General features: G+C 66.3%; 21 protein-coding genes. 5 read left to right on the forward strand and 16 right to left on the reverse strand.

What is annotated here, in order from left to right; genetic code table 11:
• Positions 1-2 precede the first annotated feature (2 nt).
• Both DK926_RS05285 and cobJ read left to right on the forward strand, forming a co-directional pair.
• Entirely contained in the window at positions 3-629 is a 627-nt protein-coding gene (locus DK926_RS05285; RefSeq protein ID WP_114329702.1) for a precorrin-8X methylmutase, read from the forward strand.
• Positions 626-2,143: a precorrin-3B C(17)-methyltransferase gene (gene cobJ, locus DK926_RS05290; RefSeq protein ID WP_114329434.1), complete on the forward strand. Its 1,518-nt coding sequence runs from the start codon at positions 626-628 to the stop codon at positions 2,141-2,143. Before DK926_RS05285 ends, cobJ begins: the two co-directional genes overlap by 4 nt.
• Here cobJ and DK926_RS05295 read toward each other — a convergent pair.
• From DK926_RS05295 to DK926_RS05305, 3 genes are read right to left on the reverse strand one after another with little or no spacing between them, the layout of a single operon-like run.
• The gene (locus DK926_RS05295; RefSeq protein WP_114329703.1) at positions 2,138-2,875 is read right to left on the reverse strand and encodes a cobalt-precorrin-6A reductase; all 738 of its coding nucleotides are present in this window, start codon (positions 2,873-2,875) and stop codon (positions 2,138-2,140) included. The genes cobJ and DK926_RS05295 overlap by 6 nt on opposite strands.
• Positions 2,872-4,095 carry a precorrin-6y C5,15-methyltransferase (decarboxylating) subunit CbiE gene (gene cbiE, locus DK926_RS05300; RefSeq protein WP_114329704.1) on the reverse strand — a complete coding sequence of 408 codons (1,224 nt, stop codon included), beginning with the start codon at positions 4,093-4,095 and terminating at the stop codon, positions 2,872-2,874. The genes DK926_RS05295 and cbiE overlap by 4 nt, the downstream gene beginning before the upstream one ends.
• The gene (locus DK926_RS05305; protein ID WP_114329436.1) at positions 4,095-4,856 is read right to left on the reverse strand and encodes an SDR family NAD(P)-dependent oxidoreductase; all 762 of its coding nucleotides are present in this window, start codon (positions 4,854-4,856) and stop codon (positions 4,095-4,097) included. Before DK926_RS05305 ends, cbiE begins: the two co-directional genes overlap by 1 nt.
• 23 nt (positions 4,857-4,879) lie before the next feature.
• Between DK926_RS05305 and DK926_RS05310 the strand changes: the two genes are divergently transcribed.
• Positions 4,880-5,293 (forward strand): PPOX class F420-dependent oxidoreductase, encoded by a 414-nt coding sequence (locus DK926_RS05310; protein WP_114329438.1) that lies wholly within the window; start codon positions 4,880-4,882, stop codon positions 5,291-5,293.
• Positions 5,294-5,312: 19 nt separating this feature from the next.
• Here the strand turns inward: DK926_RS05310 and DK926_RS05315 are convergent, their stop codons facing one another.
• The gene (locus DK926_RS05315) at positions 5,313-6,458 is read right to left on the reverse strand and encodes a Xaa-Pro peptidase family protein (RefSeq protein ID WP_114329440.1); all 1,146 of its coding nucleotides are present in this window, start codon (positions 6,456-6,458) and stop codon (positions 5,313-5,315) included.
• A gap of 27 nt (positions 6,459-6,485) precedes the next feature.
• Between DK926_RS05315 and DK926_RS05320 the strand changes: the two genes are divergently transcribed.
• Positions 6,486-7,460, forward strand: a complete 975-nt coding sequence (locus DK926_RS05320; protein WP_114329441.1) for a 5'-3' exonuclease — start codon at positions 6,486-6,488, stop codon at positions 7,458-7,460.
• Positions 7,461-7,476: 16 nt separating this feature from the next.
• Here the strand turns inward: DK926_RS05320 and DK926_RS05325 are convergent, their stop codons facing one another.
• The 7 genes from DK926_RS05325 to pafA all read right to left on the reverse strand — a co-directional run bounded on the left by DK926_RS05325 (position 7,477) and on the right by pafA (position 15,882).
• A complete protein-coding gene (locus DK926_RS05325; protein WP_114329705.1) occupies positions 7,477-8,283 on the reverse strand; it encodes a DUF4333 domain-containing protein in 807 nt (268 codons plus the stop codon).
• Between the two features lie 55 nt (positions 8,284-8,338).
• The gene (locus tag DK926_RS05330; RefSeq protein WP_114329443.1) at positions 8,339-11,071 is read right to left on the reverse strand and encodes a DEAD/DEAH box helicase; all 2,733 of its coding nucleotides are present in this window, start codon (positions 11,069-11,071) and stop codon (positions 8,339-8,341) included.
• A gap of 9 nt (positions 11,072-11,080) precedes the next feature.
• On the reverse strand, positions 11,081-12,043 hold the full coding sequence (gene tatC, locus DK926_RS05335) for a twin-arginine translocase subunit TatC (RefSeq protein ID WP_068424125.1): 963 nt from the start codon (positions 12,041-12,043) through the stop codon (positions 11,081-11,083).
• Positions 12,044-12,114: 71 nt separating this feature from the next.
• On the reverse strand, positions 12,115-12,369 hold the full coding sequence (gene tatA / locus DK926_RS05340) for a Sec-independent protein translocase subunit TatA (RefSeq protein ID WP_068424127.1): 255 nt from the start codon (positions 12,367-12,369) through the stop codon (positions 12,115-12,117).
• Positions 12,370-12,491: 122 nt separating this feature from the next.
• Complete coding sequence (locus DK926_RS05345; protein ID WP_114329445.1) at positions 12,492-13,460, reverse strand: YafY family protein; 969 nt, start codon at positions 13,458-13,460, stop codon at positions 12,492-12,494.
• Positions 13,457-14,491: a YafY family protein gene (locus DK926_RS05350; RefSeq protein WP_084423673.1), complete on the reverse strand. Its 1,035-nt coding sequence runs from the start codon at positions 14,489-14,491 to the stop codon at positions 13,457-13,459. The genes DK926_RS05345 and DK926_RS05350 overlap by 4 nt, the downstream gene beginning before the upstream one ends.
• Positions 14,492-14,523: 32 nt before the next feature.
• A complete protein-coding gene (pafA, locus tag DK926_RS05355; protein ID WP_174551392.1) occupies positions 14,524-15,882 on the reverse strand; it encodes a Pup--protein ligase in 1,359 nt (452 codons plus the stop codon).
• A gap of 177 nt (positions 15,883-16,059) precedes the next feature.
• Here pafA and DK926_RS05360 point away from each other — a divergent pair, with 177 nt between their 5' ends.
• Positions 16,060-17,475 carry a bifunctional phosphatase PAP2/diacylglycerol kinase family protein gene (locus DK926_RS05360; protein ID WP_243636677.1) on the forward strand — a complete coding sequence of 472 codons (1,416 nt, stop codon included), beginning with the start codon at positions 16,060-16,062 and terminating at the stop codon, positions 17,473-17,475.
• A 30-nt stretch (positions 17,476-17,505) separates the two neighbouring features.
• Here the strand turns inward: DK926_RS05360 and prcA are convergent, their stop codons facing one another.
• The 5 genes from prcA to arc form a co-directional block, all read right to left on the reverse strand.
• Entirely contained in the window at positions 17,506-18,240 is a 735-nt protein-coding gene (prcA, locus tag DK926_RS05365; protein ID WP_114329449.1) for a proteasome subunit alpha, read from the reverse strand.
• A complete protein-coding gene (gene prcB / locus DK926_RS05370) occupies positions 18,237-19,112 on the reverse strand; it encodes a proteasome subunit beta (RefSeq protein WP_114329451.1) in 876 nt (291 codons plus the stop codon). Before prcB ends, prcA begins: the two co-directional genes overlap by 4 nt.
• Positions 19,109-19,303 carry a ubiquitin-like protein Pup gene (locus DK926_RS05375; protein ID WP_068424137.1) on the reverse strand — a complete coding sequence of 65 codons (195 nt, stop codon included), beginning with the start codon at positions 19,301-19,303 and terminating at the stop codon, positions 19,109-19,111. Before DK926_RS05375 ends, prcB begins: the two co-directional genes overlap by 4 nt.
• 131 nt (positions 19,304-19,434) lie before the next feature.
• Positions 19,435-20,934, reverse strand: coding sequence for a depupylase/deamidase Dop (gene dop, locus DK926_RS05380; protein ID WP_068424139.1), 1,500 nt, complete (start codon positions 20,932-20,934; stop codon positions 19,435-19,437).
• A gap of 129 nt (positions 20,935-21,063) precedes the next feature.
• Positions 21,064-22,836: a proteasome ATPase gene (arc, locus tag DK926_RS05385; protein ID WP_114329453.1), complete on the reverse strand. Its 1,773-nt coding sequence runs from the start codon at positions 22,834-22,836 to the stop codon at positions 21,064-21,066.
• Positions 22,837-22,899 lie beyond the last annotated feature (63 nt).

The raw sequence follows: 22,899 nt of genomic DNA on the forward strand, positions 1-22,899 counted from the left end.
TCATGTACGACTACATCCGCGACGGTGCGGAGATCTACCGGCAGTCCTTCGCGACCATTCGGGCGGAGGCCGACCTGTCGGCGTTCGCACCCGACGTCGCGCAGGTGGTCGTCCGGATGATCCACGCATGCGGTGAAGTCGATCTGACCGAGGTCGTCGCCGCCACCGACGACGTCGTCTCGAAGGCCCGCGCCGCGCTGAGGGCAGGCGCGCCGATTCTGTGCGACGCCAACATGGTGGCCGCAGGCGTCACGCGTCGGAGATTGCCTGCCGACAACGACGTGCTCTGCACGTTGTCCGATCCAGCGGTTCCCTCTCTCGCCGAGAAGCTCGGCACCACGCGCACCGCGGCGGCGCTCGAGCTGTGGGGCGAGAAGCTGGACGGCGCGGTCGTCGCGATCGGTAACGCTCCGACAGCTCTGTTCCATCTGATCGAGATGCTCGCCGCAGGTGCTCCCCGACCGGCCGCGATCGTCGGCGGCCCTGTCGGATTCATCGGTGCAGCCGAGTCGAAGGAAGACCTGATCGCGTCCGAGCTCGGGCTCGACTACATCGTCGTCCGCGGTCGGCGCGGTGGAAGCGCCATCACAGCGGCCGCCGTCAACGCCATTGCGAGCGAGAAAGAATGAGCGTGCAACACGGGAAATTGTGGGGCGTCGGGCTCGGCCCGGGCGATCCGGAACTGGTGACCGTCAAGGCCGCCCGCGTCATCGGCGAGGCCGACGTCGTCGCCTTCCACAGTGCGCGGCACGGCCGAAGCATCTCGCGGGGCGTCGCTGCTACCTACATGCGCGACGGCCAGATCGAGGAACACCTCGTCTACCCCGTCACGACGGAGGCGACGGACCACCCGGGTGGATACCAGGGCGCGATCGACGAGTTCTACGAGGAATCCGCGGACCGACTCGCTGCCCACCTGTCCGCAGGTCGGTCGGTAGTTCTTCTGGCAGAGGGCGATCCGCTGTTCTACAGCTCCTACATGCACATGCACAAGCGGTTGTGCGATCGGTTCGACGTCGAGGTCGTTCCTGGCGTGACGTCGGTGAGCGCGGCGTCGGCGGCACTGGCCACACCGCTCGTCGAACGCGACGAGGTCTTCACGGTCCTGCCGGGAACCCTGCCCGTCGAGGAGCTGACGCGTCGCCTCCGCACCACCGACGCGGCCGCGATCATGAAGCTGGGCCGCACCTACCCCAATGTCGTTCGTGCGCTGCGGGAATCGGGACGCTTGGACGAGGCGAAATACGTCGAGCGGGCGAGCACACCCGCGCAGCGTGTTCTCGCCGCGGCCGAGGTCGACCCATCCGAGGTGCCGTACTTCTCGATCGCGATCGTTCCGAGCCCCGTAAACAACCCGGTGGCGGCACGCAGCGGGAGCACGACCGGTGAAGTGGTCGTCGTCGGACTCGGTCCTGGCGCGGATCGGTGGACCACCGACGAGGTGCGCCGGGAACTGGCGGCCGCGACCGATCTGGTCGGGTACGTCACCTACGTGGATCGAGTGCCGGTGCGCCCCGGGCAGACTCGCCACATCAGCGACAACAAGGTCGAGTCCGAGCGTGCCGCGTTCGCGCTCGACCTGGCCAAGCGCGGCAAGCGTGTCGCCGTCGTCTCGTCCGGCGATCCAGGTGTGTTCGCGATGGCGTCCGCCGTCGTCGAGGTCGCAGCGGAACCCCAGTGGTGCGGCGTGCCCGTCCGAGTCGTTCCGGGAATGACCGCGGCGAACGCCGTGGCGAGTCGAGTCGGCGCACCGCTCGGCCACGACTACGCCGTCATCTCGTTGTCGGATCGCCTGAAGCCGTGGGACGTCGTCGCGCAGAGGCTGTCCGCCGTGGCAGCCGCCGACATGGCGATCGCGATCTACAACCCTGCGTCGAAGTCGCGCACCTGGCAGGTGGCGGCGATGCGCGATCTCCTGCTCGAGCATCGTGGGCCGGACACACCGGTGATCATCGGTCGTGCGGTCGGCAGCGACGACGAGACGGTGCGGACGGTGCGCCTCGCGGACCTCGATCCCGCGGACGTCGACATGCGGTGTCTGCTCATCATCGGCTCGTCGCAGACCACGGTCGTCGAGACCGGCAGCGGCGCGCGGATATTCACGCCGCGGCGTTATCCCGAGGTGGCGGCCAACCCGTCATAGGTGGTCGTCCAACCAGGTCACGACGTCGGCGACCGAATCCGTCTCGAGGTCGCCGTGCGGAGGCCGCGGTCGTTCGATCATGACGACAGGCAGCCCGAGTTCACGTGCGGCAACCAGCTTGGCTTCGGTCATCGCTCCCCCGCTGTTCTTCGACACGATCAGGTCGATGCGTCGACTCCGCATCAGGTCACGTTCGGCGTCGACGGTGAACGGGCCACGCGCCAGCAGCAACTCGTGTTGCGGGGGCAAGTCGGCGTCGGGCGGATCGATGCTTCGGACGAGGAACCACGATGCCGCATCGCCACCGAACGCGCCGACGCCCTGACGTCCGATCGTCAGAAACACCCGCCGAGGTCTGTCGCCGACGATCGTTGCCGCGTCCTCCACCGACGCCGCGGCCGTCCAGCGGTCGCCGGGTCCGGGAACCCACGCCCGACGACGCAGCGACGCAACGGGAATCGACGTCGTGGCGCCGGCGGCGACCGCGTTCTCCGAGATCTGCGCGGCGAACGGGTGAGTCGCGTCGACCACGGCACCGATGTCGTGTTCTCGAATCCAGGACGCGAGACCGTCGACGCCACCGAAACCGCCGACGCGGACACGTCCGGCGGGCAGCAACGGATCTCGCACACGGCCCGCCAGCGACGTCACGACATCGAATCGACCGTCGCCGTCGAGAGACTGCGCGAGGGCGCGCGCGTCGGACGTGCCTCCCAGAATCAGAACCTTCACGGCTTGACCGAAACCCACTGCGCGACGGGCAGTTGCGGACGCCAGCTCGTGAACGACCCCAACGGTTCACCGCGATAGATCTGGAACTTTCGCAGCGACCCGCCGTAACGCGAAACGCACTGCAGCAACAGCGCTTCCGACTCGGCAGTGACGGCGTTGGCGACGACGCGGCCACCGGATCGCACCCGTGCCCAGCACGCGTCGAGCATGCCGTCCTGGGTGAGCCCACCGCCGATGAAGAGTGCGTCGACCGGGCCGTCGTCCGCCAGGTCATCGAACGCAGACGGTGCGGCTCCGACGCATCGCAACGCAGGCACCCCGAGCGTCGACGCGTTCTGCGTGATCTGAGTTCGCCTGTGCGGCGCCGATTCGAAGACGACCGCACGGCATCGCGGATCGGTGCGCATCCATTCGATGGCAATGGATCCCGAGCCGCCGCCGACGTCCCACAGCGTCTCGCCCGGTGACGGTGCGAGTGCGCCGAGAGTGAGCGCGCGCACTTCCGCTTTGGTCAGCTGCCCGTCTCCGGCGTACGCGGTGTCGGGCAGACCGGGAACGCGCGTGAGCCTGGTCGTTCCGGAGAAGATGCATTCGATCGCGACGACGTTCAGCGCATCGGTCACCCCCTCGGTCCACGTGTTCGCGGTGGAACGAACGGAGCGCTCCGCAGGGCCGCCCAGCTGTTCCAGGACGGTGACACGCGACTCGCCGAACCCGTTCTGTCGCAACAACTCTGCGACGGCGCCCGGAGTGGTGCCGTCGCGCGAGAGCACCAGCACGTTCACTCCGTCGGCGAGGGCAGGACCGAGCGCCCCGACTGGAGTGTTCACCAGGCTGACCGTCGTCGTGGTGTGGACTGCCCATCCCATCCGCGCGCAGGCCAACGACAGCGAGGACGGGGCGGGTGTCACGTGCAGTCGGTCGGCGCCGAACACCCGCGCCAGCGTGACGCCGATCCCATGGAACATCGGGTCGCCGCTCCCCAGCACGCAGACCGAACGGCCGTCGAACTCGTCGATCGCACCGCGCAGCGTCGGCAGCATCGGACTGGCCCACTGCCGTTTTCGCGCGTCCGGCACCGGCACCGAATCCAACTGTCGGGCCGACCCGAACACGACGTCGGCCCGTTCCACGATCGCACGCGTCGCATCGGACAGTCCGTCCCAACCGTCGGCGCCGATACCGACGACGTCGATCGGTACGTCCACGGAGGCCGGCATCAGCGCGGCATCCTTCGCCAGATCCACGCCGGAAGCAGATTCATGACGATGTTGATCGGCGCGAGGATTCCGGGAATCCACACGCGGGCCTTACCGGCCTTTACTGCCCGCGCGGTCGCGTCGGCGACCTGCCCCGGCGTGCTCGAGAACGGCGCGGGAGTCATGCCCTCGGTCATCGAACCGATGACGAACCCTGGGCGCACCAGGAGCAACGACACACCGGATCCGTGCAACGCATCGGTCAAGCCGGATGCGAATCCATCCAAGCCGGCCTTGGCGGAACCGTAGACGTAGTTGGCCTTGCGCACACGCTTGCCCGCGATCGAGGAGAACACGACGAGCTGTCCGCGTCCCTGCGCCCGCAGCAGGTTCGCGGCGTGCGTCAGCACGGACACCTGCGCCACGTAGTCCGTGTGCACGACGGCCACCGCATGCTCGGCGTCGACCTCGGCACGTGCTTGATCACCGAGGATCCCGAAGGCGAGGACGACGGTGCCGAGCGGCCCGTGTTCGTTCGCCACCGCTTCGAGCAAGGGGCGGTGGGAACTCAGGTCGTCGGCGTCGAACTCGACGGTGACGACGTCTCGCGCGCCCGCAGCGCGTACCCGCGACACCTGCTCGGACAGATCGTCCTTCCGCCGCGCTGCCAGTACGACGGTTCGTCCCTGCGCGAGCCGAACGGCCAGCTCGACGCCGATCTCGCTGCGGCCGCCGAGCAACAGAAGTGTCTCGTGGTCGTAAGTGGTCGTCACGTCACACAGTCTGTCCGATTAACGTTTCGTACATGGCTACCACCCCCGCCGACCCTTCGTCCCTGACCGAAGAGGCACTGCAGTTCCTCACCGACCGCCATCTCGCGACGCTGGCGACACTGCGACCGGATTCCACACCCCACGTCGTCGCCGTCGGGTTCACCTGGGATCCGGACGCCTGCATCGCTCGCATCATCACCAGCGGTCGATCCCAGAAGGCGATCAACGCAGCCCGTGGTGGATACGCGGCAGTAAGCCAGGTCGACGGGGCGCGCTGGCTGACGCTCGAAGGCCCCAGCGAGGTCCTGACCGAGCGGCCGGACGTCGCCGAGGCCGAGCGGCGCTACGCCGAGCGATACCGCGTCCCCCGTGAGAATCCGGAACGGGTCGTCATCCGAATCACAGTCCAGCGCGTTCTGGGCTCAAAATCCTTGCTCGGGCGGTGACAGCTCGTTCCCTCTGGGACTAGTCGACGGGAAGAACAGTCAGGCCGTGCGGACGGAGATTGACCGATTCGCAGCCGTCGGCGGTGACGACGACGATGTCCTCGATCCGGGCTCCCCACTCGCCCCGGAAGTAGATACCTGGTTCGACACTGAAGGCCATTCCTTCGGTCAGTTCGATGTCGTTGCCGGAGACGATGTACGGCTCCTCGTGCACCGAGAGTCCGATCCCGTGGCCCGTCCGGTGCAAAAACGCCTCTCCTAGCCCCTCGGCCGCCAGGATGTCGCGAGCCGCTGCGTCGATCGACTGCGCTGTCACTCCGGGCCGCACCGCGTCGACCGCGGCCTGCTGTGCGCGTTCGAGCACCGCGTACTGCGAGGCGATCTCCGGCGTCGGCTCACCGAGCACGTAGGTGCGCGTCGAATCCGAGTTGTAGCCCGGTGCGACGGGCCCACCGATGTCGATGACGACGACGTCACCTGCTTCGATGACCCGGTCGGACACTTCGTGGTGCGGGTCGGCGCCGTGAGGGCCGGACCCGACGATGATGAACTCGGCTCCGGTGTGGCCTTCGTCGACGATGGCCGCGCCGATGTCCGTGGCGACGTCGGCCTCGGTGCGTCCCACCTTCAAGAACTCCCCCATGCGTGCGTGTACGCGGTCGATGGCCTGACCGGCCCGACGAAGTGCGTCGATCTCCGCATCGTCCTTGATCATGCGCAGGCGCCGCAGCACGTCCGTTGCCAACACCGGTACCCGACCGACGGCCGCGGCCAACGGAACGAAGTGCAGCGCGGGCATGGCGTCGTCGACGGCTGTTGCGGCGCCGGGGTGCAGCGCCTCGGCCACCAGATCGTAGGGGCTGACGCCGTCGACCCAGTCGGTGATCTGCAGTCCCAGCTCCGCCACCGCGGAGTCGGTCAATGCCGCCAGCTCCAAGCGGGGTACGACGACCGTCGGCGTTTCACCGTCGGCAGGCACGACGAGGCAGATCAGTCGCTCGAAGGAACTGGCTCTCGAGCCGACGAGATACTGCAGGTCCGGTCCGGGCGTGATCAGCAGTGCGGCGAGCCCGGCCTCCCGCGCGTACTCCGCGGCGCGGGACAGGCGGGAGGCGTAGACCTCGGACGGAAAACGGGCAGCCGAATGTGTCGAATCGGAACTCATGACTCCAGGCTATCGGCGTTTGGCAAGATGTTGCCCATGACAGCCCCGGGAAAGTCGCCCTTGCTCCTTCTCGACGGAGCCAGCCTGTGGTTTCGCGCCTACTACGCTCTGCCCGAATCGATTACGGCTCCCGACGGAAGACCCGTCAACGCGGTCCGCGGCTTCATCGACATGGTGGCCGCACTGATGACGCGCACCGAGCCGTCGCGCATGGCTGTCTGCTTGGATCTGAACTGGCGACCGCAGTTCCGCGTCGACGCGGTCCCGTCGTACAAGGCACACCGAGTCGCCGAGGCAGTCGTCGGCAGCCCCGACAGCGAAGAAGTGCCCGAGACGTTGACACCCCAGGTCGACATGATCATGGACGTACTGGCCGCGGCCGGTGTCGCGACCGCGGGCGCCGAGGGACTCGAAGCCGACGACGTCCTGGGCACGCTCGCTGCCCGCGAACGCACCGACCCTGTCGTCGTCGTCAGTGGCGACCGAGATCTCCTCCAGGTCGCCGCCGACGAACCCAACGAGGTACGCGTGCTGTACGTGGGGCGCGGACTCGCGAAGGCCGAATTGTTCGGGCCCGTCGAGGTCGCCGAGAAGTACGGCGTGCCCCTGCACCGTGCGGGCGACGCCTATGCCGAACTCGCTCTGCTTCGGGGTGATGCGTCCGACGGGCTACCGGGCGTCAAGGGTGTGGGCGAGAAGACCGCGTCGACGCTCATGCTGCGGTTCGGCTCGATCGAGGCGCTCCGCGCGGCCGCGTCCGATCCGACATCCGATCTCGCACAGGGCATTCGAGCAAAGTTGGCCGCAGCGAGCGACTACCTCGACGCCGCGCTGCCGGTGGTGCGCGTCGTCCGGGACGCCGACGTCGTGTTCTCGCGTTCGGACGTCATCCCCGCGGTTCCGGCCGACGGGGCACGGCTGGCGGAGTTGGCGTCCGAACTGGGTATCGGCAACGCCGTGAATCGACTGACCACTGCCATGTCGACTCACGGCGCTCGCTGACTCGATCGGAACGCGGTCAGCGCGGCCGCGACACCTCGTACGTGCCGTCGTCGTCGGTGAACGTCAACGTCACGGTTCGCGAGATCCCGTCGACGTTCAACGAGCAGTCGAACGAGTTGCCGCGCTTGACATCCTGGCCGTCCGGGCACGACACGTCGGTCACTCCCGACGATCCGTAGGTGCCGGTCACGATTTCCTCGACGCCGGACTCGGCCGCCGTCCGATCCAGGGTCTTGCCCCCGCCGAGCGTGGCGAACAGAACGCCACCGATGACGGCAATGGCCAGGACCAGGCCGAGGATGACGAACAGCGGAGTTTTCGAGCTGCTTCCCTGCGACGGCTGCTGACCCGGGTTCCACGGCTGCTGCCCCTGCGGATACTGCCCTTGACCCGGCTGACCCTGACCTGGCTGACCCTGGCCGTAGGCCTGCTGCGGATACTGGCCGTACTGCCCGGGCTGCTGCCCGTACTGCTGTTGACCGGGTTGCTGGCCGGGATACTGGCCCTGCGGATAGCCACCCTGCGGGTACTGCCCCTGCGGATAGCCCTGTGGGTACTGGCCCTGCGGGTACTGCCCCTGCTGGTACTGACCCTGCGGATAGTGGCCCTGAGGGTACGGGTACTGGCCGCCCTGCGGATTCTGAGCCTGCGGATTCTCGGCCTGCGGAGTCTGGCCCTGCGGGTACTGGCCGTACGGCTGTTGCGAGTACTGGCCCCACGCCTGCGCACCGGACTGCCCGGCGTCGGGTGCATCGTTCCCCGATTCACCCTGCGTACGGGACCACTGATCGTCAGGATTGCCAGGACCGTAAGGGCCGCTCATCTCGCCTCCACTGAGTTTCGATTTCTCGACCGATACCGTATCCCGCCGCGCCGACTCAGGCGGCATCGACGGCGACCACTCCACGACGCAGCGCCGAAATCGCCCGCGCTGCAGTCTTCGACAGCTCCGGATCGGGCGCTGCCAGGCGTACCTGATCCAGCAGATCGATGACCTGCCGACACCACCGGACGAAATCGCCTCCCGACAGGGCCTTTCCGTGGTCACCGGCGGCGAGCAACGCGTCGACGAGCGAATTGTCGCTGGCCCAGCGGTACACGGCCTTGACGAATCCCATGTCGGGCTCACGCGTCGGCGGCAGCTTGTGGCGAATCTCGTCGGCATGCAGTTCCGTCCACACGCGGACTGTTTCGCCGAGTGCGAATCGAACAGGACCCGTCGGGCCGTGCGGGATCGGGTCGCCTTCCTGACGTGACTCATAGACGACCGCGGACACCACCGCGGCGAGCTCGGCCGGCGACAACCCCCGCCACAACCCTTGCCGGAGGCATTCGGCGACAAGAAGATCCGATTCCGAGTAGATGCGGCCGAGGCGACTGCCGTTCTCGGTCACCGTCGGCGACTTGCCCGTGGTGATGTAATCGCGCTCGGCGAGCAAGGCCAGGATGCGATCGAAAGTTCGCGCGAGCGAGTTGGTCGTCGCGGACACCTTCTGACGCATCGTCTCGGTCTCTCGCGCAATTCGGTTGTAGCGCTCCCCGACTCGCCCGAGTTCGTCGCGATCGGGACGCGAGTGAACCGGATGCGACCGGATGCTGCGCCGCAGCGTCGCGAGTTCGCGGTCGTCCGCCGCCGTCGATTTGCGACGCCGCCTGTCCGACCCGGCCGTGATTCCCGTGGACCGGAGAGCCGCGGCCAAGTCACGACGGGTGCGAGCGGTGCGGTGGTCGACGTGCCGTGGCAGGCGCATACGGCCGAGAGGGTCGGCAGGCGACGGGAAGTCCGCGGCCGAGAGTCGGCCGGCCCACTTGTCCTCGGTGAGGAACAGCGGTCTCGGATCGCCGCGATCGTCGTCGGGTTCCAGTACGACGGCGAGGCCACTGCGGCGGCCGCTCGGAATGGAGACGACGTCGCCGCGCTTCAATGCACGCAGTGACTCGACGGCCTTGTCGCGACGGTCCTGCCTCCCCTGGCGTTCGAGCGTCTTCTCACGCGCCTTGAGCCGTTCACGGAGGCTGGCGTACTCGAAGTACTCGCCCTCGGGTCCACCCAGCTTCGTACCGAGCTGAGCCAGCGTCGTCTCGTTCCGTTCGATGCCGCGCACGAGACCCACCACCGAACGGTCGGCCTGGAACTGGGCGAACGACCGCTCAAGGAGCGCGCGCGAATCCGCCGCCCCGAACTGCTCGACGAGGTTGATCGACATGTTGTAGCCGGGGCGAAAGGAACTCCTGAGCGGGAACGTGCGCGTGGACGCGAGACCGGCGACCTCGGTCGGTTCGGTTCCCGGTTGCCACAGCACGACGGCGTGACCCTCGACGTCGATTCCGCGCCGACCGGCGCGTCCCGTCAACTGCGTGTACTCGCCAGGGGTCAGCTCGGCGTGCGTCTCGCCGTTGTACTTGACGAGCTTCTCCAGCACCACGGTGCGCGCGGGCATGTTGATGCCGAGGGCGAGCGTTTCGGTCGCGAACACCGCGCGGACCAGCCCCTTGACGAACAGTTCCTCGACGGTGTGCCGGAACACAGGCAGCATTCCGGCATGGTGGGCGGCGAGTCCGCGCTCGAGCGCCTCACGCCACTCCCAGAACCCGAGTACCTCGAGATCCTGACGCGGCAACTCCGACGTGTGCTTGTCGACGATGTAGCGGATTTCCTCGGCCTGTTCCGGGGTCGTCAGCGCCAACCTCGATCGCAGACACTGCGTCAGCGCGGCGTCGCATCCCGCACGGGAGAAGATGAACGTGATCGCCGGAAGCAGTCCCTCCTGATCGAGGCGCGCGATGACCTCGGGGCGCGGAAGCGGTCGGTTGTTGACGCTGCCGCTGTAACTGCCACCGCCGCCGGAGCGGCCGCGGCCGCGACTGTGGGGGGCCTGCCAGCGATCGACGTGGTCGAGTGCCTGACGCTGCTTGACGTGTCGGACGAGTTCCTTGTCGACGACGACCTTCGATGCGCCGTCTGCATTGGCCCTGCTGTCGAACAAATCGAAGAGGCGACGACCGACCATGATGTGCTGGGACAGCGGAACCGGCCGGTTCTCGTCCACGACCACCGTCGTGTCTCCCCGGACCGTCTCCATCCACGCACCGAACTCCTCGGCGTTGCTGACCGTCGCGGACAAGCTGACCAGTCGAACGTCCTGCGACAGGTGCAGGATCACTTCCTCCCACACCGCGCCGCGGAAGCGGTCGGCGAGGTAGTGCACCTCGTCCATCACGACATGCGACAAGCCGCGAAGTGCGTCGGACGACGCGTACAGCATGTTCCGCAGCACCTCGGTGGTCATGACGACGACCGGCGCGTCCGGATTGATGCTCGAATCACCGGTGAGCAAGCCGACCGATTCGCGCCCGTAGCGGGCGGTCAGATCGGCGAACTTCTGGTTGCTGAGCGCCTTGATCGGCGTCGTGTAGAAGCACTTGCGACCTGCGGACAGCGCGAGATGAACCGCGAACTCGCCGATGACCGTCTTGCCCGCACCCGTCGGGGCACACACCAGCACGCCGTGACCGGCTTCCAGAGCGGTGCAGGCGTCGACCTGGAAACGGTCGAGAGGGAAATTCAGAGCGCCGGCGAATCTTTGCAATTCCGACGTGGAGACGGTCACTCGATCACGTCAGATCGTGTCGGTGAAATCCTGGTCGCGGCGAACGATCTGCTCGCGTGCTGCCGGTGGCGTGACGGAAACCGGAGACTCGATGGAACTCGCGGAGTCGATCGACGTTGCCTCGTCATCGGACACATCACCCCAATCGTCGTTTCTCTTCCGCAATTTACGCCTGTCGTTCAGACGCGCGATCTGGACCGCGATCTCGAACAACAGCGTCAACGCCAGAGCCAGTGCCAGCATGGAGAACGGGTCCTGGCCCGGAGTCGCGATGGCTGCGAACACGAACAGGGCGAAGATCAGTCCGCGGCGCCATGCCTTGAGTCGTTCGTACGTCAAGACGCCGACGAAGTTCAGCGCGACCACCAACAGCGGAATCTCGAAACTGACTCCGAAGATGATCAGCAAATTGATGAGAAAGCCGAAATACTGCTCACCGCTGAGCGCGGTGATCTGCACGTTGTCACCGATCGACAGCAGGAAGTGCAGTCCCTTGGCGACGATGAAGTACGCGAGCACCGCACCGGCGACGAACAGCGTCGCCGCCGACGTCACGAAACCGATGGCGTACTTGCGTTCCTGCGAGTACAGGCCGGGCGTCACGAACGCCCAGATCTGGTACAGCCAGACCGGGCACGCCATCACGACGCCCGCGGTGAACGCAACCTTGAATCGCAGCAGGAATTGATCGAACGGCCCCGTCGCGAGCAGCCTGCACTCGTCGTCGCCGCTCAGGTTCGCGCGCAAGCTCGGGTCCAACGAACAGTACGGGCCACGCAGCAGGTCACCGAGACTCTCGATGCCGACGATCGTGTGTGAATACCAGAAGAACCCGAACGCAGTGGTCACCGCCATTGCCAGCAGCGACCACATCAGTCGGGTCCGCAGTTCGTACAGATGATCGACCAACGACATCGTGCCGTCGGGATTCAGGCGGCGCTTGCTTCGCCGTGGATCGAACGGGATTCGCATTCTCTGTCTTCGCTCAGCAGTGAACCGGGGTGCAGGCGTGCACCCCGGTTTGCCCCAGTGTGTGGGTTACGTCAGGCGGACTTGGAGTCCGGCTGAACGTGAGCGTGCGCGTCGACCGGACGGGTCGAATCGAGCTGTGCCGGAGCTGCGGTCGGTGCGGCCGGAGCGTCGGACTTGCCGTCGTTCTGCATCTCCTTGACTTCGCTCTTGAAGATGCGCAACGAACGTCCGAGTCCGCGAGCTGCGTCGGGCAGCTTCTTCGAACCGAACAGAATGACGACAACGAGCGCAACGATCGCCCAGTGCCACGGGCTCATGGCTCCCATGTTTACCTCCCAAGATCAGATGGTGTCGAGCGTACCCGAGTTTTCGGCGGGAACGCCGCCGAGGACCGGTCGTTTCCTGTTCGTTCATCTGTATTGAGCCGAACGAAACAACAGGCTCCGAGTCACTCCAGGTCCGCGTACGCAGCCAGCGCCGACCGCGCGCGGTTCTCGACGCTGCGCTGCAGCTCAGGGGGCCCGAGAACGGTCACGCCTTCACCGAACCCCAACGTCAGACGCGTCATCCAGGCGAGGGTCGCGAAACGCATGGTCACCGTCAGCGAGCCGTCCGCGTCGGCGCCGACCTGCGTCATCGGGTAGTAATCCATCACCCACGCGTATCCGGGAGCGATACGCAGCCGCGCCTGAGGCAGCGTCGGGTCGTCGTTGAAGATGTCGAAACTGTCGTCCTGCGGCACACCCTCCGGGGGCCGCGACGGCTCGTCTAGCTCCACGGCGCGATCGATTCGGTCGAAACGGAACAACCGCACACCTTCCGCACGACGGCACCACGCCTGCAGGTAACTGTGATCGTCGATCAAGACGGTGCGGATCGGGTCGACGACGCGTTCGGACACTGCGTCGCGAGACGCCGAGTAGTAGGTCAGATCGAGCGCGTGCTGGTTGCGCGACGCGGAGCGCACTGCCGCCGCCGCCTCGTTCTCGACTCCGGAAGCGTCGTCGCCACCGTCCGAGGACGACGGCACGTTCGCCGCCGCGGTACCGGCAGCGTCCTCGATCTTCGCGATCGCACGCTGCGCTGCCGACGGATCCACCATTCCCGGCATGGCCGTCAACGTTCGAAGCGCCACGAGCAACGCGGTCGCCTCCGTGGACGTCAACCGCAGCGGGCGATCGATACCTGCCGAGAACGTCACCTCGATGCTCTCCTCGGAGAACGACAGATCGATGAGATCACCGGGTCCGTAGCCGGGCAGTCCGCACATCCACAGCTGATTGAGGTCGGCCATCAGAGTGCTCGTGGACACGCCGAGTTCGTCGGCCGCTTCGGCCGCGCTCATGCCCGGATTGGCGAGGAAGAACGGAACCATGTTGAGCAACCGAGCGAGCCGCACCGACAGACGCGCGCTCATCGTTGCATTCCGAACACTCCGGTGGTCATGTTCGCGGTCGACTCGACGCCGGCGTCACCGGCGACGGATCGCAGCGTGGTGAGCACGTCCTGACGCAGTTCGAGCGGTGCGAGCACCAGCGCATCGGCACCGTGTCCGGCGACCAACCGGGTCACCCATTCCCACGAGCGCACCGGAATCTGCAACACCGATCCCGTTCGACCGCCGACGGTGCGATGCTCGACGACGTCGCCCAGGCGTCTGATTTCGAGCGCACGGTCGTCGGCGACCCAGATGGTGGCCGTCCCACTCACCTCCGCGGTCCCGGCGACGCGCTCGACGATCGCCTGCAGATCGACGTCGTCCGGCTTTCCGACGCTTCCCGCCCTTCCGAACGTCGTCACGTCGTCTCCGATGCGCGACAGACGGAAGGTACGAACGTCGTCTCGATCGAGGTCGTGACCCACCAGGTACCAGCGCCCGCGGAACGTGACGACGCCCCACGGCTCGACCGTTCGGGTGGTGAACGGATCCGACGTCGAACTCCGGTGATCGAACTTGACCGAACGGCCGGCGTCGATGGCCGCCAGCAGCGCGCCGAGCGCAGGTTCCGATCCCCGTGTACGCGCGGGCACAGCCGTCACGGACGCAGCCGACTCGTCCTGGTCCACCTGGATGCCCGCGGCGCGAAGCTTCAGCAGAGCGCTCTGCGCAGCCGAGGTGAGTTCGGGCGACTCCCACAGCTGAACGGCGACGGCGACGGCTGCTGCCTCCTCCCGACTCAGATCGATGTCGGGCAGTTCGTAGGCGTCGCGGTTGATGCGGTACCCCTCGACACCGTTGTTCCCGACGGACACGCCCGTCTCCAGAGGAACGCCCAGGTCGCGGAGTTCGTTCTTGTCGCGCTCGAACATCCGACCGAACGCCTCGTCGCTTGCCGAATCCCCGTATCCCGCGACGCTTTCCCTGATCCGCTCCGCCGTCACGAACTGACGCGTCGACAACAGACAGATGACCAAGTTCATCAATCGTTCGACTTTGCTGATCGCCACGTGAAGAAGCCTAATGGTCGTAGCGAAGACTGCTACATCGACGCGATCAACCGCTCGACACGCTCGTCGACGCTGCGGAACGGGTCCTTGCACAGAACGGTGCGTTGTGCCTGGTCGTTGAGCTTGAGATGCACCCAGTCCACGGTGAAGTCACGACCTGCCTCCTGCGCGGCAGTGATGAATTCGCCCCGAAGCTTCGCGCGCGTCGTCTGCGGCGGCACGTCGACGGCCTCGTCGATCTGATCGTCCTCGGTGACGCGCTTGGCGAGACCCTTGCGCTGCAGTACGTCGAAGACGCCTCGGCCCCGCTTGATGTCGTGGTAGGCCAGATCCAGCTGAGCGATCTTGGGATCGGACAGTTCGATGGAATACCGGTCCTGGTAGCGCTGGAACAACTTGCGCTTGATCACCCAGTCGATCTCGGTGTCCACCTTGGCGAAGTCCTGGGCTTCGACGGCGTCGAGGGTGCGGCCCCACAAGTCGACGACCTGCTCGACCTGGGTGTCGTGCTCTCGGGTCTTCAGATGTTCGACGGCGCGAGAGTGGTACTCGCGCTGAATCTCCAGGGCACTGGCCTGCCGTCCGCCCGCCAGACGGACGGGCCTGCGACCCGTCAAGTCGTGACTGACTTCGCGGATCGCGCGAATCGGGTTGTCCAGAGCGAAGTCTCGGAACGCGACACCTGCTTCGATCATCTCGAGAACGAGCGCGGCGGTGCCGACCTTGAGCATCGTAGTGGGCTCGGCCATGTTCGAATCGCCGACGATGACGTGCAGGCGACGGTACTTTTCGGCGTCCGCGTGCGGCTCGTCGCGGGTGTTGATGATCGGGCGCGACCGAGTCGTCGCCGACGAGACGCCTTCCCAGATGTGCTCGGCGCGCTGCGACAGGCAGAACGTGGCGGCCTTGGGCGTCTGCAGCACCTTGCCCGCTCCGCAGATCAGCTGACGGGTGACCAGAAACGGCAGCAACACGTCCGAGATGCGCGAGAACTCACCGGCTCGCTGCACGAGGTAGTTTTCGTGGCAGCCGTACGAATTGCCCGCCGAATCGGTGTTGTTCTTGAACAAATAGATGTCGCCGCCGATGCCTTCCTCGGCGAGGCGCTGCTCGGCGTCGATGAGGAGGTCTTCGAGAACGCGCTCGCCGGCACGATCGTGCGTGACGAGTTGGAGCAGACTGTCGCACTCGGCGGTCGCGTATTCGGGATGCGAACCGACGTCGAGGTAGAGGCGCGCGCCGTTGCGGAGAAAGACGTTGGAGCTACGTCCCCACGACACGACACGCCGGAAGAGGTAGCGGGCTACCTCGTCGGGGCTGAGTCGCCTGTGCCCGTGGAACGTACACGTCACACCGAATTCGGTCTCGATGCCCATAATTCGTCGCTGCACACTTCGACAGTACAACGCAGACGGCGCCGATGATGGCTCCCAACACACCGCATTCGGCGAGTGCCGGGCCTGCACACCTAGGCTCGACGCATGAGATCCCGTTCCGCTTCGTTCGCACCCGGGTCGTTCCGCACGCATCACTCCTGTTCCAGCCGAGTTCACGCGTGGGACGAGGCGATGTTCGACCGAACTGCGACCCTGCGGGCTTCGGTTGCCGATCCTGCACTCCGTGCGCTGAGCACGGCAGCGAACCACAGCGTCCTGTGGGGAGTGTCCGCAGGCATTCTCGCGTTGCGTCCGGGTCGTACACGCCGCGGAGCCGTCCGAGGCGTCCTCGCCGTCGGCGCGGCGAGCGCCGTTGCGAACGGACTTCTCAAGCCGATCTTTCCGCGAACGCGTCCCGGCACCGAACTGACGCCGCTCGTTCGTCGTCTTCTGTCGCCCCCGGTGTCGTCGTCGTTCCCCTCCGGCCACTCGGCGTCCGCCGCGGCGTTCGTCACCGGCGTCGCGCTCGAATCGCCTGCGGCGGGGGCCGTCCTCGCCCCGGTCGCCGCGGCAGTCTGCTACTCACGCGTGCACACCGGCGTTCACTGGCCGAGCGACGTCGTCGCCGGTGCCGCACTGGGCGCAGCGCTCGCTCTTTCCACCCGCCGTTGGTGGGCGGTGCGTACCGAGGAACCTGCCGACGTACGGGGAGAATGCGATGCTCCCGCACTCCCCCGCGGCGGCGGGTTGTTGGTCTTGACGAATTCGGGGGCCGGCACCGACGACGACGGCATCACGAACGACATTCGTCGATACCTCCCCGATGCCGAACTGTTCGAGCCTGACCTCGATCTGGATTTCGGTGAGCAACTCGAACGGCGCATCGCGGCGGCCCAGCCGCGGGCGCTCGGGGTGTGCGGCGGCGACGGTTCGATCGTCGCAGTCGCCGATTCCGCTGTGCGGCACGGTCTTCCGCTGGCCGTGTTCCCCGGCGGAACATTGAACCACTTCGCGCGCGACGCGGGCATCGTCGACGTGAAAGCGACCGCGTCGGCCATCGAGAACGGACGTGCTGCCATGGTCGACGTCGCGACCGTGCGTGTGGACGACGCGCGTACGGTGTCGTTCGTCAACACCTCGACGTTCGGCGGCTACCCGGACTCGGTGCGCATCCGCGAGAAGCTGCAGGGGCGGATCGGGAAATGGCCTGCCGCAGCGGTGGCCATGGCGCGCGTCCTCGCCGCGGCCGAGCCGCTCGAGGTCACGATCGACGGCCGGCGCAAGGCAGTGTGGATGCTGTTCGTCGGGAACGGTCGGTACTCACCGTCCGACCAGGTTCCGATGTCGCGGGACTCCATCGGCTCGGGAACCCTCGACGTGCGCTACCTGCCGTCGAAGCCGTTTCTGTCTCGAACGCGTCTGTTGTTGGCGGCCGCGACCGGCACGCTCGGGTCGTCGTCGACGTACGTCTGCGAACGGGTTCGGTCCGTGACGGTGTCCGTCGTCGGACCGGAGGTGGCACTCGCGACCGACGGCGAGGTCACCGCGGACGGCCGTGTGTTCGAGTTCGCCAGCGGATCCGGCGTCGCACTCTACCGCGATCGGTAGGACGCGACGCCGGCCCGAACTGCCGATGGGTTATGCGGGAAGCAGATCTTCCAGCGCCGGGCCTGCGATCCTGCGGAACGCACGCCGTGGGCGTGCCTGATCGAGCACGGCGACCTCGAGCGAGCTGACCTCGAGAACCTTCTTCTCACCGTCGGCGGAACCGCCTGCCGTCGCTCCGGAACCTGTGCCTGCACCGTCGGACAATGCCGCGACGGCGATCTTCACCGCAGAGGCGAGATCGAGTCCGGGACGGTAGGACTCGCGCAGTGCCGTCACGATCGGCTCGGTCGTGCCGCCCATGACGACGAAATCCTGCTCGTCGACGATCGACCCGTCGTAGGTGATGCGATACAGCTGCGTCGACGGGGCCTCGTCGGAGTGAGAGACCTCGGCGACGCAGATCTCGACCTCGTACGGCTTCAACTGCTCCGTGAAGATCGTGCCGAGTGCCTGCGCATACGTCTTGGCGAGCGAGCGGCCGGTGACGTCACGCCGGTCGTACGTGTAGCCCTTGGTGTCCGCGTGCAGAATGCCTGCCTTGCGCAGGCTCTCGAACTCGTTGTACTTGCCGACCGCCGCGAAACCGAGACGGTCGTACAGCTCACTGACCTTGTGCAGCGCCGTCGAACGGTTCTCCGCAACGAACAGAACGCCGTCGGCGAACGTGAGAACGATGACGCTTCGGCCCCGTGCGATGCCCTTGCGCGCGAGCTCCGAGCGATCGCGCATGATCTGCTCGGCCGACGCGTAGTACGGCATGGTCATGACGCGGTCCCCCCTTGCGATGCATTTCGGGCTTCGGCCGCGCGCTGCGCGATGACAGCCTGCGCCGCGTCCGCGATGCGAGATTCCGCTACCGGAGCGGCACCGACGCTGGTGACCGCCACGGCCGTGGGGTAGATCCCCCGCGTGACGTCGGGACCACCGGTTGCCGAATCGTCGTCCGCGGCGTCGAACAATGCCTCGACGACGGCAGCGAGGGCTGCATCTTCGGTGGCACCGGGCGTGTACAGCTTCTTGAGCGCCGCCTTGGCGAACAGGGAGCCCGACCCGACTGCGTGATACCCCGACTGCTCCTCGTACCGTCCACCCACGATGTCGTACGAGACGATGCGGCCCGCTTTCTCCGGCTCGTTGACGTCGATGTCGAAACCGACGAGAAGCGGGACGGCAGCCAGACCTTGCATCGCGGCACCCAGGTTGCTGCGCACCATCGAGGACAGCTTGTTGGCCTTGCCGTTGAACGTGAGCGGAACGCCCTCGATCTTCTCGTAATGCTCCAGTTCGACCGCGAACAGGCGTACCAGTTCGATCGCGATACCTGCTGTGCCTGCGATGCCCGCCGCCGAGTACTCGTCGGTGACGAACACCTTCTGCATGTCCCGATTCGCGATCAGGTTTCCCTGCGTCGCGCGCCGATCTCCCGCGATGAGGACGCCACCGGCGAAGGTCACGGCGACGATGGTCGTGCCGTGCGGCGCAACGTCCGACATACCGTGGCCGGCCGCCGTCATACGGCCCTCGGGGAGCAGATGTGGTGCATGGTCGCGCAGGTAATCGGTGAACGACGAGTGATGAGAGCCGAACGACGGCAACAGATCACGCGGGGCGTGTCCGGCTGTGCGATCCTCCGTCACTGGCCGCCCTTCTGAACGTAGGCGCGAACGAAATCTTCAGCGTTCTCCTCGAGCACGTCGTCGATCTCGTCGAGAAGGTCGTCGGTCTCCTCCGCCAGCTTCTCGCGACGTTCCTGACCACCACCGGCCTCGCCTGGGACCTCGTCGTCGCCGTCGCCACCGCCAGAGCGCCGTGTCTGCTCCGTAGCCATAGTCGCCGACCTCCTTACGTATTCGCATCGATGTGCTCGGACCTTCACCCTACCGATTCGATACGCGCCAGGGGTGGCAAGACACAACGTCCGACGACTTCGAATACCGGGGACGGCGGCGCAGCCGCAGATCAGGTGGTCAGTTGCTCGACGAGTTCGGCGGCCGTTTCCGCGGTCTCCAGAAGTTCGCCGACGTGCGCCTTGCTGCCGCGCAGCGGCTCGAGCGTCGGGATTCGGACGAGCGAGTCGCCGCCCAGGTCGAAGATCACCGAATCCCAACTGGCAGCAGCGATGTCGGCCCCGAACTTGCGCAGAACCTCTCCGCGGAAATAGGCGCGCGTGTCCGCGGGCGGCGTCGACACGGCGTCGAGAACCTGCTGTTCGGTGACGAGCCGCTCCATCGAGCCGCGCGCCACGAGGCGGTTGTACAGGCCCTTGTCCAGGCGGACGTCGGAGTACTGCAGGTCGACGAGGTGTAGCCGGGGCGCCGACCAGCCGAGCCCTTCGCGCTGGCGGAATCCCTCGAGCAACCGCAGCTTCGCAGGCCAGTCCAGCAGGTTCGCACACTCCATGGGATCGCGTTCGAGCAGATCGAGCACCATGGCCCACTTGTCCAGGATGTCGGCGACACGGGGGTCGTCGTTGCCCTCACTGGCCACGAACTTCGCGACGCGCTGGTGGTAGATGCGCTGCAAGGCCAGACCCGTCAGTTCCCGCCCGTCGGCGAGTGCAACCGCCTGCCGCAGCGTCGGGTCGTGGCTGATCTGATGGACGGCCGTGACCGGACGAGCCAGCTGCAGGTCCGACAGGTCGACGCCCGCCTCGATGATGTCGAGGACGAGAGCCGTCGTGCCCACCTTCAGGTACGTCGCCATCTCGGCGAGGTTCGCGTCGCCGATGATGCAGTGCAGCCGGCGGTACTTGTCCGCGTCGGCGTGCGGCTCGTCGCGCGTGTTGATGATGCCGCGCTTCAGCGTGGTCTCGAGCCCCACCTCGACCTCGATGTAGTCGGCGCGCTGCGACAGCTGGAAACCGGCCTCGTCGCCGGACTGCCCGAGACCGACCCGTCCGGACCCCGTGATGACCTGGCGGGATGCAAAGAACGGTGACAGCCCGGCGATCACCGCGGAGAACGGCGTCTCCCGCGACATCAGGTAGTTCTCGTGCGTGCCGTACGACGCGCCCTTGCCGTCGACGTTGTTCTTGTACAGCTGCAGACGCGGCGCTCCGGGAACACTCGACGCGTGGCGAGCGGCCGCCTCCATGACGCGTTCGCCCGCCTTGTCCCAGATGACAGCGTCGAGCGGGTCGCTCACCTCCGGTGCCGAATACTCGGGGTGGGCGTGGTCGACGTACAACCGTGCGCCGTTGGTCAGGATCATGTTGGCGGCGCCCACCTCGTCGGCGTCGATGACCGGCGCCGGCCCGCTGAAGCGACCCAGATCGAATCCGCGTGCGTCGCGTAAGGGTGACTCGACCTCGTAATCCCACCTGGTTCGCTTCGCACGCGGCACTCCGGCCGCCGCGGCGTACGCCAGCACGGCCTGGGTGGATGTCAGGATCGGATTCGCCGTCGGTTCGCTCGGTGACGAAATTCCGTACTCGACCTCGATACCGATGATGCGCTGCATAATCTACGAGCCTAGGTGATGAACGCGACTGGCATCGAACCCAGGACCGTCGAACAGCCGAAAGCGTCGGGGCCGTTCGCACATGGTACGAACGGCCCCGACGAAGACCTCGGTTGCCTCACACGGCCCTTACAGGTACTGCCCCGTGTTGGACTCGGTGTCGATCGCGCGCGACGCACTCGCGTTCTTGCCGGTGACCAACGTGCGGATGTAGACGATGCGTTCGCCCTTCTTGCCGGAGATGCGCGCCCAGTCGTCCGGGTTGGTGGTGTTCGGCAGGTCCTCGTTCTCGGCGAACTCGTCGACGATCGAGTCGAACAGGTGCTGGACCCGCAGACCCGGATTGCCCGATTCGAGAACCGACTTGATCGCGTACTTCTTCGACCTGTCGACGATGTTCTGGATCATCGCGCCCGAATTGAAGTCCTTGAAGTACAGAACTTCCTTATCCCCGTTGGCGTACGTGACTTCGAGGAACCGGTTGTCGTCGCTCTCGGCGTACATACGGTCGACGACCCGCTCGATCATCGCGCGTACGCACGACGGCCGATCTCCGCCGAACTCGGCGAGGTCGTCGGCGTTGACCGGCAGCGAGTCGGTCAGGTACTTCGAGAAGATGTCCTGTGCCGACTCCGCGTCGGGACGCTCGATCTTGATCTTCACGTCGAGACGGCCGGGGCGAAGAATGGCCGGATCGATCATGTCCTCGCGGTTGGACGCGCCGATGACGATGACGTTCTCGAGACCTTCCACACCGTCGATCTCGGCGAGAAGCTGTGGTACGACCGTGGTTTCGACGTCGGAGGACACACCCGATCCGCGCGTGCGGAAGATGGAATCCATCTCGTCGAAGAACACGATGACGGGCGTTCCCTCGGACGCCTTCTCGCGCGCACGCTGGAAGATCATCCTGATGTGACGCTCGGTTTCACCGACGAACTTGTTGAGCAGCTCGGGGCCCTTGATGTTCAGGAAGTACGACTTGGCTTCCTTGGCATCCTGGCCGCGCGCCTCGGCGATCTTCTTCGCAAGCGAGTTGGCGACGGCCTTGGCGATCAGCGTCTTACCGCATCCCGGCGGGCCGTACAGCAGCACACCCTTCGGAGGCCGGAGCGAGTACTCGTGGAACAGATCCTTGTGCAGGAACGGCAATTCCACCGCGTCACGAATCTGCTCGATCTGCCTTCCGAGGCCACCGATGTCCTCGTAGCCGACATCGGGCACCTCCTCGAGCACGAGGTCCTCGACCTCCGCCTTGGGAACGCGTTCGAATGCGTAGCCGGCCTTCGTGTCCACGAGCAGTGAATCGCCGGGCCGAAGCTTGCGCGACGGCTCGCCGGGATCGTCGGGGCCCTCGTCGTTGACCATGTCGAACAACGGCTTGGCCAACCACACCACACGCTCTTCGTCCGCGTGGCCGACCACCAACGCCCGCGAGCCGTCACCCAAGAGCTCGCGAAGCGTACTGATTTCACCGACCTGCTCGAACGAACCTGCCTCGACGATGGTCAGCGCTTCGTTCAGCCGTACGGTCTGCCCCGATGCGAGCGTGTCGGTCTCGATGTTCGGCGAACACGTCAACCGCATCTTGCGCCCCGACGTGAACACGTCGACGGTGTCGTCCTCGTGGACGGTCAACAGAATCCCGTAGCCGCTCGGCGGTTGTCCCAGGCGGTCGACCTCTTCGCGCAGCGCGATGAGTTGCTGGCGTGCCTCCTTGAGGGTGTCCATCAACTTCGAATTGCGCAGAGAAAGCGAGTCGACGCGCGCCTCGAGTTCGCGTACGTGTTCAGGCGATTCGCCGAGTTGGCCCAGCTGTCGACGCAGCGACGCAGCTTCGGCGCGCACGTTGTCGAGTTCCGCTCTGGCCGCGGCCGAATCCGGATTGTCTGTCGAGCTCATGAGCGACTCCTCCCAGTCCGATCAGTCAACGCTACCGGCACGGCGGCAAAAGTGCGTGTGGAC

This window comes from Rhodococcus sp. Eu-32 (assembly GCF_003336925.1).
In the GTDB taxonomy this organism is placed as follows: domain Bacteria; phylum Actinomycetota; class Actinomycetes; order Mycobacteriales; family Mycobacteriaceae; genus Rhodococcoides; species Rhodococcoides kyotonensis_B.